Consider the following 12,279-nt stretch of genomic DNA (forward strand, 5'->3'; position numbering starts at 1 on the left):
TTCCCATTAATATTCAGGAACAAGAGATGATTCGAAAGATCGCCGCGGGCTTTTTGCTTGTTGTCGGCTTGGGCATTATGGCTGAAGCAAACTCGCTGTCGTCGATATTCGGCGTGGAAGCCGGTTATATCGACACGGGTTATAATGTTTCAGGAACGGCGGGGAGTGTCTCAGATAACGTTGCAACAGGGTACGGCGGTATCAAGATCGGCGGGGAAGACGGTCCGGTACGTTTCCTGATCGATGCGGCAGCCTGGCATACCGAGGCGTATCACTATGCCGGGCGTCTCGGTGCTTCGGTGCAGTATGTCTACCGTCCCGCCGGAAGTTTCGGCCTCTTTATCGGTCTGGATGCCGGGGGAGCGAATTCCGTCGGGCGGACGAATGTCAACCTCTACTATGGTGCGGAAGCCGGTGCAGATGTGGCGCTCTCAGGCCCGTGGTGGCTGCAGGCCGGTGCCCGGTACGGTAATGTCGACGAGAGTAGCGACGATCTGTACCTGCGCGAGTTTACACAGTATTTTTTGGCCGTTATCTATAAATTCGGCACGGCGGAATAGACGCCTTTTTTGACCATAGAGTGTAGGAGGGTGCCCGTCATGATCAAAACGCCTTATGTCAGTGTCGACGGCATCGTCGAACTCGTCGATGCCGAAGGCAGTTTAGTCGGTATCGTGCTGATCGAACGCAAAAATCCGCCTCACGGCTGGGCGCTGCCGGGCGGATTCGTCGATATCGGCGAAACGGTCGAGCAGGCAGTGCGGCGGGAGATGAAAGAGGAGATCAGCCTGGATGTCCGGGTGGAACGGCTGCTGGGTATCTATTCCGATCCCTCCCGCGATCCCCGCTTCCATACCGTTTCGGCGGTATTCGTCTGCCGTGCAACCGGATTTCCCGTCGCGGCGGATGATGCAAAAAAACTCCGGGTCGTTACACTCGAAGAAGCGGCGGTAACGCCACTGGTTTTCGACCACCGGCGGATTGTGGATGACTACATCTGTGGGAAGCAGTGTGTGACCTACTGAGCCGCGGACACCGACCCCTCAGAAAGGTGTGGCTATAATTGCGTAATTTTTTTCAAGGCGATAGCGATGTTGACATTTAGTGACCTGCTGCTCAAACTGCAGCAATTTTGGAAGGATCAAGGCTGTAATATCGTACAACCCTACGATATCCCGGCCGGCGCGGGGACCTTTCACCCTGCGACATTCCTCCGTTCGCTTGATTCGACGCCGTGGTCGGTAGCCTATGTCGCCCCCAGCCGCCGTCCGACGGACGGGCGCTACGGTGAGAACCCCAACCGTCTGGGGAGCTACTACCAGTTCCAGGTCCTGATCAAGCCGAGCCCGGACAATATCCAGGAGCTCTACCTCAAAAGCCTGGAGTACCTCGGCCTCAACCTTAAAGAGCACGATATCCGTTTTGTCGAGGATAACTGGGAATCACCGACGCTGGGCGCATGGGGCCTGGGCTGGGAAGTCTGGCTCAACGGGATGGAAGTCACGCAGTTCACCTACTTTCAGCAGGTCGGCGGTGTCGCATGTGACCCGGTTGCGGTCGAAATCACCTACGGTACGGAGCGCCTTGCCATGTACCTCCAGGGCGTCGATACCGTGTTTGATATCGTCTGGAACGAGAATGCATTCGGCAAAACCCTCTACCGCGACATCCACAAAGAGGGGGAGATCGAGTTTTCCAAGTACAACTTCGAAGTGGCGGATACGGCGATGCTCTTCGCCGACTTCGAAGCAAAGGCCGCTGAGTGCAAGCGTGCCCTCGACGCGGAACTCCCCCTGCCGGCCTATGACCTCTGTATGGCGGCCAGCCACACCTTCAATACGCTGGATGCGCGCAAGGCGATCTCCCAGACGGAACGCGCCAACTACATCCTCAAGATCCGTGAACTGGCCAAAGGGTGCGCGGAGCTCTACAAAGCCCAGGAAGCGGAACGGCTGGCACGCGTAAAGGCGTAATCCCTCTTCCATGAAGCTCATCGGCCAGATCGAGAAGATCTTTTACGAGGACGAAGGCTTCTTCGTGGGCGTGCTCGGAACGGGCGAGAAGATCAGCGGCCACTACTTTGAGAGCAGTGTCGCCAGCATCGAAAACGCGGCCGTCACCCTTGAAGGCGAGTATGTCGAACACCCCAAATACGGGCGTACCTTCAAATTCCACACCCTCAACGTCAACCAGCATGAACTTTTCTTTTTTCTCAACCGTGTCGTCAAAGGCTTCCCGAAAAAAGTGACCGCCGAACTGATCGAGCGTTTCGGCGAGGCGGGCTTGATCGACATTCTCGACAACGACATCGAAAAACTGACCGAATTTGCGGGCATAAAGCAGAAACGGCTGGAGCGGATCCAGGGGCGGTGGAAACAATTCCGTTCCATGCGTGAACTGGGAAGCCTGCTGGCCCCCTTTGACGTCACCCCGGCCATGCTGACGACGATCGCCGGTGCAATGAAAGAGGTCCGGGACCCTGTCGCGGCGATCCGGAAGAACCCCTATATCCTGACCAACGTAGAGGGGATCGGTTTCCGGCGTGCCGATGAACTGGCGCTCAAGATGGGGGTCGATACCGGAGATGACCGGAGAGTGGCCTGCGCCATGGAGTATGCGATTGCACAGCGCTGCGAACGCGACGGCAACAGCTGTCTCGGCAAAGAGGAACTTTTCGCGGAACTGGGTACCCTGTTGCAGGAAGGTGCCGTGCCGCAGCGTTACGAAGCGGTATTGGCGGAGCATGTCGCAGAGGAGTCGATCCGTCCGCTGAACAAAGAGCTGCTCTCGCCGGTCCGGCTCTACGAGGCAGAGCGTTTTCTCTATGAAGAGTTCCGGCGCAGGGCGAAACGCGATGATACCCCTTTGACCGAAGATCTTGACGCTTTTTTGGCCGAGGCGGCATTCACCCCCGGGGAGCAGCAGCGCGAAGCGCTCGAGACGCTCAACCGGGGGAAACGGCTCTTCTGTCTGGTCGGTTATGCCGGGACGGGCAAGAGTACGACGGCAAAGCTTTTGCTGGACCTCCTGGCCCTGCGGCACGGACGTGAACAGGTGATCACCTGTGCGCTCAGCGGCATCGCGTCCCAGCGCATCGGGGAGGTGAGCGGGTATGAGAGTGCGACGATCCAGAGCCTGCTGGTACGGTTTGAAGAGCGCGACAGCATGCCCTACAAAGTCGTGCTTATCGATGAAGCCTCTATGATCAATGCACCGCTTTTTGCCCGGCTGCTCAGCAAATGCCACAGGGATGCAACGCTTATCATCGTCGGTGACGACGCACAGCTGCCGCCGATCGGCGCCGGGGACGTGCTCGGCGACATCATCCGTTTCAGACTGATGCCGGTGGTGACCTTGACGAAGATCTACCGCCAAAGCGAGACACAGGCGATACCGGCCATCGCCGATGCGGTGCGCCACAGCGAGATCCCCGCACTTTACGGGGAGTACGAAGACTTCCGCTTCCTGCCGATCGCGTCACACGATTTCTCCGACCGTGAAGCCCATGCCGAGGCACTGTTGGCGGCGCTGGCAGAGCAGGCGGTGAATGCGATTCCGGCATGCCGCGAGCATCTGAAGCAAAAAGAGCTTTATGCCTACCTGACGGCTTTCCAGGTGATCAGCCCGATGAAGGGGGGTACGCTCGGTACCGAGAACCTAAACCGGGTGCTGCAGGGCTATTTTAACCCCTCCCCCCGCCAGACCGTCCAGCGCGGCGAAAGACGTTTTGCGCTGATGGACAAGGTGGTCCATACCAAAAACGACAACCTGCCTTCCTGGAGCCTGCAGGAGTACAAAGCGGAGGCGCCTTCGGAGAAACGCCGAATTTTCAACGGGATGCTGGGGCTGCTTTTCCGGATCGACGAAGAGGCGGAGCAGGTCTATGTCGTCTATCCCCTGGAGGAGATGGTCGCTTGTTACGACTATACGCAACTCACCTCGCACCTGATGCTTGCCTATGCCCTGACGGTACACAAAGTCCAGGGGATGGAGTACCGCAGCATCGCGATGCCGCTGACGTTCAGCCATTATGCCATGCTGGACCGGAAACTGCTTTATACGGCGATCACCCGCGCGAAAGAGCACTGTTTCATCGCCGGCGAGGCTGACGGGTTCGCGCGTGCCTTGCTGCGGGGAGAGACGGTATCGCGTCGTACGGTGTTGCAGTACCTCGCGGCTGCAGAATAATTTTTTTTCATTTTCAGTTAAATTTTATGACAACGGTTATAAACTCGATAAAAAAGATGAGGTGTCTTTGGCCTACAGCGCTCCAAAACCTTTGCATGTCAAATGGAATCGCCTGCTTAACGGCGCACTGCTTGTCGCTGCCGTTTTTTCCGAACAGATCGAACTGCTGTATATTTTTCTTGCGCTGAACATCGTCACGCTGGTCGTCTCCATCCGGTTCGGTCCGGCACGCTGGCTGCTGGCCCTTTTCGAAAAGCATTTGAAAGGGTGGCTGGATGTCCCCGCCGCGTATGAACGTTCCTATGCCATGACCGCGGCAACGGAGCGTTTCGAGATCGGGCTCCGGCTGCTCGCCGGAACGGCGGTGCTGCTGCTTTACCCCTGCTGTCCGCTGGCCGCCTGGCTGATTACGGTCGGGATGGGGATCTTTATGCTGATCAGCGCTTTTTTCGGCTTCTGCCTCTCTTCATTCGGGTTGATCGGATTGCATTATGTCCGAAAGCACTGCTGTGTCCGCTCCTAAAACCGATCGTTTCTTCGACGTGATCGAACCGGCGGTCAACCGCAACTGCCTGCTTGCCCGCAACGGGTTCAAACCCTATGCCCGCTGTGACCATTGCGATCTTACAGCGCAATCGTGCATGGGGATGCAGTCGACCGGCTCGATCTTCGTGATCAGCTTCCTGGCAGCCCTTTTTCTCTTCATCGATGATCCGTTCTGGATCAAGGTCAATATCATTCTCGTTGTCGGCATGCTGTTCTGGCTCGGTTACCGTATCATGCTGCATACCGACATGCTCGCGGACACTAGCGAAAAAAACCGTCAGCTCAGTGAACAGCTGGGGCTCTATAACCTTTCGCTTGAAACCGAAGTGAACCGACGCACCTTCCAACTGCGAAAGATGGCGACACAGGACGGATTGACAGGCCTGATGAACCGCCAGGCGTTCGAACAGGTGTTGACCAAGATGATGCAGCAGACCTCCGAGGAGACACCGGGCCATGTTCTCTGCTTCATCGACCTCGACCAGTTCAAGATCGTCAATGATACCTGCGGGCATGTCGCGGGGGACGAGCTGCTGCGCCAGATCGCAATGCTGCTCAAAGAGGGCATGGGGGAACACGATATCGTCGCCCGTCTGGGCGGTGACGAATTTGCCATCATTTACGCGGATGCGACACCGGAATCGGCGGAGAAGCAGGCGCAACGGCTGCTGCAGCGTATCGGGGCTTTCCGCTTCCTCTGGGAAGGCAAGATGTTCAGAATCGGTGCCAGTATCGGGATGGTCGCCGTTGAAAAGGGGTGCTGCACCCTCTCCGTCCTTCTTGCCCGTGCGGATACGGCATGCTATGCGGCGAAAGAGCAGGGGCGCAACCGGATACATATCGCGACCGAGGATGACAGTGTTATCCGCCTCCGCCACGAGCAGATGCAGTGGATCGGGCGGATCGAACTGGCGCTGGAGGAGGAGCGTTTTGCCCTGTTCGTGCAGCCTATCGTCGCCCTGAGCGATCCCGGGGCCGTCGTGCATTATGAAGTGCTGCTGCGGATGCGCTCGTTTGAAAACAAACTGCTGGCGCCGATGGCCTTTATCCCGGCAGCGGAACGCTTCGGGAAGATGGTAGATATGGACCGCTGGGTGATCGAAACCCTCTTTGCCAGTTTTTACGATGTGCGGCGGCAGCTGCGCAAGAACGTGCGGTTCAATATCAACCTGTCGGGGCTTTCCCTCAATGATGAAACGATGGCCGGATTTATTCAGGAGTGTTTCGAACAGTACGCGGTACCGTATGAAGCGATCACGTTTGAAGTGACAGAAACGGCGGCGATCGGCAACATCAAGAGTGCCAAAGCGTTTATCGAGCATTTCCGGCTGCTCGGCTGCCGGTTCGCCCTGGACGATTTCGGTTGCGGCCTCTCTTCCTTCGCCTATCTGCAGAACCTGCCGGTGGATTACCTCAAAATCGACGGTTCCTTCGTCATGGATATCGACAGCAACGAGGTGAACCTCGCCATGGTCGATGCAATCAACAAGATCGGGCATGTCATGGGGATCAAAACCGTCTGCGAATGTGTCGAGAACGCCTCGGTGATGGAGACGCTGATATCCATCGGCGTCGATTTTGTCCAGGGCTATCACGTCGGCCGGCCGCAGCCTTTGAATGCGCTGCACGGGATCTGATCTATTCGCCGATGCCTTTGAAGCGTTTTTGAACCTCCGGCAGTCTTTGGCGGGGGATCTGCACGAGGAGCGGCGATTTGTCGGGGTCCAGCCAGCGGATGATGGCCGCCAGGGGACCCTGGGCCATGGACGTGCATCCGGCCGTTCCCGCGCCGGGGGCTTTCTCAATATGCAAAAAGATACATGACCCCTGCCCCGCCTCAGCCTTCCCGTTATGCCCGACGACAACCCCGATCCGGTAGAGGGAGTCTTCCCGGTGCATCCATTCAAAGCTCCTGAATGTGACCTCGGGCCGGACTGGCACGATACGGTTATAGGCTGTCGATAGGCTGTCGTCGACGCAGACGAGGTCCGGGGTGGCCTGCCGATATGGCATCTGTGTGGCCTCTACTGCGGCATAGCCGAAGACGGGGCCCAGCGCAAAGACACCGGCCGGTGCCCGGCCGTCGCCTTCGTGCTTGACCGGGTCCGTATCAGGATGGGGAAGATCGAGGATGCCGATTCCCCAGCCCAAACCGTTACGGCCGACATTGACGGGCACCCGCTCGCCGACCGTTTCCCAACCGCCCGGAGTACGCTCATATCGCTGCAGCAGGGCAGTGGAACGGTTCATGTCATCCGCGACGACAAGGAGCAGCTGATCGTGTGCGTGGAGCGTCACACCTATCACATAAGAAAACAGATAAATCATATTTGCAAAACGTAACATCTCGTGGTACACTTACCTCATAGCGATAAAAATGGTGGCTACATCATAACATAGACGGCAGGGACGCAAATGAATCCGAGTGTCAGAAAAGCGACGGAAAGTGATGCCGGTATCGTAGCAGAGGCGATACTCACAAGTTCGAGGGCGGGGAAGAAGATCGGTATTTTCGATCTGATCTTCGAGACGTCGGATAATGCGCTTTTGCTCGAGCACCTCGGTGCCCTGGTACGGACGGCGACCAAAAGCTACTGCCACTACAGCAACTTTCTTTTGGCGGTCTCGGGGAGTGAGGTCGCAGGAACAATCTGCGGTTATGAACCGCGGGTGGCGACGCATGATGTCTTCACGCAGGCACTGGCGGAAATCGGGGTCGACGAAGGCTACCAGGAACGCATCGCTACCTACCTGCTGGTGAAACCGGAAATTGACCGCCAGACCTGGGTCGTAGATTTTATGACCGTGATCGAAGGGCATGAACCGCTGCCCGTTTTCGCTGAATTGATCAAAAAGAGCCTCCTGTCCGCACGGCTGAAAGGGTACCGCAAAGCGCAGACGATGGTGGAGATAGGCTCCTCGGACGCGCAGATCCTCTATGAAAAACTCGGCTTTGAAGTGATCGACGAGAAGCGCAGCGAATTGTATGCCGACCAGTTCGGCCGTGCCGGGATCAAACGACTGCAGATGGCGCTGTGACTTATACCCCCGACGTCCTCTCGCTGCTGCCGCCGGCTGCGGCGATCATCCTGGCGCTGCTGACGCGTCGGGTACTGCTTTCCCTTGCCCTCGGAACACTAACCGGTCTTCTTGTCTATAGCCGATTCGACCCGGTCGCGACTATGACGGAGGCGTGGACGCTTTTTGCGGTACTCTTCAGTACGCCGTGGATCTTGAAAACCCTCGGTTTCGCCGTGCTGGTGGGATCGGTGATGGAACTGGTCCGCCGTTCGGGCGGGATCGACGGGTTTGTTCATCTGCTGCAGGAGCGCTACCGGATGCTGCGTTCGCGCCGGGGGGCACTGCTGCTGGTGTACGCGACGGGACTGGTTATTTTTATCGAGTCTTCGATCACCTCGCTGATTGCCGGGGCCATCGGCAGACCCCTTGCCGGGCGTTTCGGGTTCAGCCGCGAAAAACTGGCCTACGTCTGCGACTCCACGGCCGCTCCGGTCTGTTCCCTGCTCGTGATCAACGGATGGGGGGCACTCCTGCTGGGGTTGATTACGACGCAGATTGGTGCCGGCTACCTTCAAGGGGATGCTGTCAGCATCCTTGTGCACTCGGTCGTCTTCAATTTTTATGCCGTCATCGCGCTGCTGCTGACGTTTGCCGTGATCTGGTTTGAGTGGGATATCGGGCCGATGCGCCGATACAGCGCCCCGCATGTGGCTTATGAGCCGGAGATGAAGCACGGGGATGCTTCTTTGATGATCTTGCCGCTGCTGCTGATGGTTGCAGGCGTTTTTGTTTTTCTGTGGATCACGGGCGGCGGGGACCTGCTTAAGGGAAGCGGGAGCAGTGCGGTCTTTTATACGATGCTGTTGACGCTGGGCGGGATCGCCCTGCAGTACCGTTTGAAGGGGGTGATGTCATGGACGGAGTACGGGGCGGCTGCCCTCGGCGGGGCGCGAGCGCTCTTCCCGATCGCGACAATCCTGCTCTTCGCTTTTGCCATCGGGAAGGTGATTGACCTGGTCGGTACGGGCAGCTACCTTGCAGGCTTCCTGGAAGCGGGGATGGCGCATGTCTGGCTCCCCGCTGCTGTTTTCGTTTTGGCGTCCATCATGGCCTTTGCTACAGGGACGAGCTGGGGAACGTTCAGCGTTATGCTGCCGATTGCCGTTGCCATGGGGGCCGCCGGAGAGAGCTATATGCCGCTGCTCATCGGCGCCGTGATCTCGGGCGGGGTCTTCGGCGACCACTGCTCCCCGATTTCGGATACGACGATCATCTCCTCCCTGGCCGCGGGGTGCGATCATATCGATCATGTACGGACGCAACTGCCCTATGCTTTGCTGGCCGGCGTCGGCGCGCTTGGGATGTTCCTTGCGGCGGGGTACGTGATCGAAACGCCTTAGGAGGAGAGCAGTTCGAACCCTTCCGCTTTTTTGGCGGAGATAAGGTTGAGTGAGCTGAGAAGGGCCTCTTTTTTGCTGCTGAAATAGTGTTTCTTGGAGGTTTTGGAACAGTGCTTCCCGCAGTGGTGAACAAGCAGATAGTCGTTGAACAGCGTGGGGTAGAGTGCGATCTTGTAGTAGGAGAGGGACCGGTCGTTTTTGCGTACAAGAACCATTTTCGCAATCCTGTTCGGTTTTGTTGATTGTAGCGGATTTATACGGAAAATGCAAAAACACGGAAGTCAACGTATTCTTGACCGGCGGAACTGAATAGTTACGGAGCGTCGCCGGCAGGTGCCGCGGAGTGGAATCCCCCGCTGTCGATGTATTTCAGAAGTGTCCCGGGATAGACGGGGGGGATGGTGACGGTGAGCTCGCCCTTCGGTCCGAGGAAGAGCAGCGTCGTTTCTTTCTGTGCGGCAGTCTCGAGCCAGCTTCGCGGTACGCTGATGTAATAGTTGTCGTAATAAACACCGTCGCGGATATAGGAGGTGTAGGCAAAGACGTCGTGCTGCTTGCCCGCGGTATCGACGGCCGTGTTAAAGCCGCCCCATTCAGTCGCTTTGAGACTGAAAAGCAGCAAATAGCGCGGTGGGATGATGTCGGTGATCTCGTCCCTGTCGTCAAGGGTGAGCTGAGCATTGAAGGTGGTGCTGAGTCCGCCTTTCAGCCCCAGGTAGCGGGGGGAGGAGATGCGGCTCGGCAGAACGATGGAGACCAGGTTCTCTTCCGGGTAGGAGACCTCAATATGCTCCAGGAGGTACGCCTCCGTCATAGGGTCGGGCAGGGGCTCGGGTAGCGGCTTTTTGGCACAACCTGTGCCCAGCACAATGATAAGAAGTGGAATTAACCAGATGATTGTTCGCTGCATGGTCGACAATTTTACCATATCCTGATACAATCAACCGTATGAAGAACGCGACGATCCTCCTGCTCGAAGACGATACGGCTCTGCATGAAACCCTGAGCGAATATCTCGATGAGGAGGGGTTTGAAGTGGTCGGCTGTTTCGACGGGGAGGCGGCGGAAGACCAGCTGTATGAACGCAGTTTTGACCTGTTGATCCTGGATGTCAATGTCCCGGGGAAGAACGGCTTCGAGGTGTTGCGGGAGGCACGCGAGCGCGGCGTCGAGACCCCGGCGCTCTTTCTGACGACGCGCGACAGTGCCGCCGATGCGGAGCGGGGGTTTGAGAGCGGGGCGGATGACTATGTCCGCAAGCCTTTTTCGCTCAAAGAATTGCTGCTGCGCGTCCAGAGCATGCTGCGTCGCCGCTTCTCCCACCCCGCCAGTGAGCGGATGGATCTGGGGGGCGGATTGGCGTTTGATCTGCAAAACGCACTCCTCTACGATAACGGCGAGCCGGTCAAACTGGCGGAAAAACCGCGTAAACTCCTCGAACTGCTGCTGCAGCGACGCGGCGATGTCGTGACCCATGAAGTGATCAATGCGCACCTCTGGGGTTTTGAAGAGACTCCAAGCGAAGAGGCGCTTCGCACCTACATCAAAACCCTCAGGAGCGCCGTTGGCAAAGACCGTATCATCAGCCACAAACGTACGGGCTATCAGTTTCGCTGAAAACCGGACGTTCCGTTCTTTCGTCCTGCTCTATACCCTGATGGGGCTGGCCATCCTGGCGCTGCTCGGGCTGCTTTACTTCCGTGCTTCCAAGGCGGAGATGCTCTCATCACACCGCTTGTCGATGCAGCTTGAAGGGGAGAGCTACCTGCCGAATCTGATCAAATGGATGCAGGGGGAGCGTGCGGACTTCCCGGTTGATCCGGCCTACGACACGGCGTTCTACCTTGGTCAAAAACATGTGGGCGGCCGTCTGCCGATGCCGCCGCTGGACTTTTCGCCCGGTATCCATGAAAACCGGGGGATGATTTACCTGGTGATCCCGATGGGCTCGTACGGCCTCAAAGAGGGCAAAACGGTGATGATGACCCGGGATGACGGACTGTGGCTGCAGCTTTACTGGCGCAGTGCAGCCATGTACGGAACGGCACTGTTTGTCCTGCTGCTGCTGACCGGGGTGGGGCTCTCCCGATTGTTCCTGCGACCGATGAAAGAGGCGGTGGCGCTGCTGGACAGTTTTATCAAGGATACGACCCATGAACTCAACACCCCGGTGACGGCGATTCTGACGAACGTGGAGCGCCTAGATACGGCGCTGCTGGATGACAAGCAGCGTAAAAAGATCGCCCGTATCGAGACGGCGGCACGGACGATCGGGTCGATCTATGACGATCTGACGTTCCTGCTGCTGCGGCGCGATGTCCGCATCGAGGACGTTCCGATTGATCTGGCGGCATTTGTGAAAGAGCGGGTGGAGTATTTTCAGACCCGTTTCGACGCCAAGGGGCTGCATCTGGAGATAGAGGTGGAAGCGACGGCAAACGTCGTGATGGACCGGACGCTGGCGGCGCGCCTTATTGACAACCTTCTCTCGAATGCCGTCAAATACAGTGACAGGGATACGTCTGTTCTGGTGGGGATCAGTGCGGAGGGAATGCGGCTTGAGAACACCGGCGTCCCGATCCCGGAAGAAAAACTCTCCCATATATTTGAGCGTTTTGCCCGGGCAGACGAGAGCCGGGGAGGCTTCGGCATCGGGCTGCACCTGGTCGCGCAGATCGCGGCGCGCTACCGTATTCGTATTGCGGTGGAAACGGAGGGGAAACGAACCCGTTTCGTACTCACTTGGCCCCGATAAACTCAGCGATCGCTTTGATCTGAGCATCGTCCAGGGAAGCCGCCTGGCCTTTCATCAGCGCCTTCATGGAAGCACCGTATGTGCCGTCTTTGTAGCCCTTGAGAGCGGTTTCGATCTCTGTAGGCGTCATCGTATTGATGACCTTGCTTTTGCCGAGGGCGTGTTTTTCGCCGTTGGCACCGTGACAGGCCGCACATTTGTTAAAGAGGGCCTGGCCGTCCGCCGCGCTGAGTGCGACGCCGAGGATGGTGATGAGTAACAGTGACTTTTTCATGGTGTGTCTCCTAATGTTTTGATACAGGCAGTATAGAAAACGATTGTGGAGGGATTGTGAAGCCCAAGAACAGGGCAAATAATTTTTCGGCTGAT

Annotated in this window: 14 protein-coding genes; 10 read left to right on the plus strand and 4 right to left on the minus strand. The window is 57.5% G+C overall.

Annotation, left to right across the window (positions count from 1 at the left end):
* The first annotated feature begins 26 nt into the window (after positions 1-26).
* The 6 genes from WCX49_RS02975 to WCX49_RS03000 all read left to right on the plus strand — a co-directional run bounded on the left by WCX49_RS02975 (position 27) and on the right by WCX49_RS03000 (position 6,371).
* The gene (locus WCX49_RS02975; RefSeq protein ID WP_345986092.1) at positions 27-560 is read left to right on the plus strand and encodes a hypothetical protein; all 534 of its coding nucleotides are present in this window, start codon (positions 27-29) and stop codon (positions 558-560) included.
* Positions 561-599: 39 nt separating this feature from the next.
* Positions 600-1,025 (plus strand): NUDIX hydrolase, encoded by a 426-nt coding sequence (locus tag WCX49_RS02980; RefSeq protein WP_345986093.1) that lies wholly within the window; start codon positions 600-602, stop codon positions 1,023-1,025.
* Positions 1,026-1,091: 66 nt separating this feature from the next.
* The gene (gene glyQ, locus WCX49_RS02985) at positions 1,092-1,973 is read left to right on the plus strand and encodes a glycine--tRNA ligase subunit alpha (RefSeq protein WP_345986094.1); all 882 of its coding nucleotides are present in this window, start codon (positions 1,092-1,094) and stop codon (positions 1,971-1,973) included.
* 10 nt (positions 1,974-1,983) lie between these two features.
* Entirely contained in the window at positions 1,984-4,188 is a 2,205-nt protein-coding gene (locus WCX49_RS02990; protein WP_345986095.1) for an AAA family ATPase, read from the plus strand.
* 61 nt (positions 4,189-4,249) lie between these two features.
* A complete protein-coding gene (locus WCX49_RS02995; RefSeq protein WP_345986096.1) occupies positions 4,250-4,711 on the plus strand; it encodes a hypothetical protein in 462 nt (153 codons plus the stop codon).
* A complete protein-coding gene (locus WCX49_RS03000) occupies positions 4,698-6,371 on the plus strand; it encodes an EAL domain-containing protein (protein ID WP_345986097.1) in 1,674 nt (557 codons plus the stop codon). Before WCX49_RS02995 ends, WCX49_RS03000 begins: the two co-directional genes overlap by 14 nt.
* 1 nt (position 6,372) lies before the next feature.
* On the opposite strand, the gene WCX49_RS03005 is transcribed toward WCX49_RS03000, so the two are convergent.
* Positions 6,373-7,032, minus strand: a complete 660-nt coding sequence (locus WCX49_RS03005; RefSeq protein WP_345986098.1) for a hypothetical protein — start codon at positions 7,030-7,032, stop codon at positions 6,373-6,375.
* A gap of 117 nt (positions 7,033-7,149) precedes the next feature.
* On the opposite strand from WCX49_RS03005, the gene WCX49_RS03010 reads away from it, so the two are divergent.
* Positions 7,150-7,773, plus strand: a complete 624-nt coding sequence (locus WCX49_RS03010) for an acyl-CoA acyltransferase (protein ID WP_345986099.1) — start codon at positions 7,150-7,152, stop codon at positions 7,771-7,773.
* Positions 7,770-9,155 carry a Na+/H+ antiporter NhaC family protein gene (locus tag WCX49_RS03015; RefSeq protein WP_345986100.1) on the plus strand — a complete coding sequence of 462 codons (1,386 nt, stop codon included), beginning with the start codon at positions 7,770-7,772 and terminating at the stop codon, positions 9,153-9,155. Before WCX49_RS03010 ends, WCX49_RS03015 begins: the two co-directional genes overlap by 4 nt.
* On the opposite strand, the gene WCX49_RS03020 is transcribed toward WCX49_RS03015, so the two are convergent.
* Positions 9,152-9,370 carry a WGR domain-containing protein gene (locus tag WCX49_RS03020; RefSeq protein WP_345986101.1) on the minus strand — a complete coding sequence of 73 codons (219 nt, stop codon included), beginning with the start codon at positions 9,368-9,370 and terminating at the stop codon, positions 9,152-9,154. The two genes, WCX49_RS03015 and WCX49_RS03020, sit on opposite strands and share 4 nt — an antisense overlap.
* Positions 9,371-9,468: 98 nt before the next feature.
* Positions 9,469-10,065 (minus strand): hypothetical protein, encoded by a 597-nt coding sequence (locus WCX49_RS03025; protein WP_345986102.1) that lies wholly within the window; start codon positions 10,063-10,065, stop codon positions 9,469-9,471.
* 38 nt (positions 10,066-10,103) lie between these two features.
* On the opposite strand from WCX49_RS03025, the gene WCX49_RS03030 reads away from it, so the two are divergent.
* Complete coding sequence (locus WCX49_RS03030; RefSeq protein WP_345986103.1) at positions 10,104-10,772, plus strand: response regulator transcription factor; 669 nt, start codon at positions 10,104-10,106, stop codon at positions 10,770-10,772.
* Positions 10,720-11,910, plus strand: coding sequence for a HAMP domain-containing sensor histidine kinase (locus tag WCX49_RS03035; protein WP_345986104.1), 1,191 nt, complete (start codon positions 10,720-10,722; stop codon positions 11,908-11,910). Before WCX49_RS03030 ends, WCX49_RS03035 begins: the two co-directional genes overlap by 53 nt.
* On the opposite strand, the gene WCX49_RS03040 is transcribed toward WCX49_RS03035, so the two are convergent.
* On the minus strand, positions 11,894-12,184 hold the full coding sequence (locus tag WCX49_RS03040) for a c-type cytochrome (protein WP_345986105.1): 291 nt from the start codon (positions 12,182-12,184) through the stop codon (positions 11,894-11,896). The two genes, WCX49_RS03035 and WCX49_RS03040, sit on opposite strands and share 17 nt — an antisense overlap.
* Between the last annotated feature and the right edge of the window lie 95 nt (positions 12,185-12,279).

Origin of the sequence: Sulfurimonas sp. HSL-1656, assembly GCF_039645585.1 — a bacterium.
Classification (GTDB): domain Bacteria; phylum Campylobacterota; class Campylobacteria; order Campylobacterales; family Sulfurimonadaceae; genus Thiomicrolovo; species Thiomicrolovo subterrani.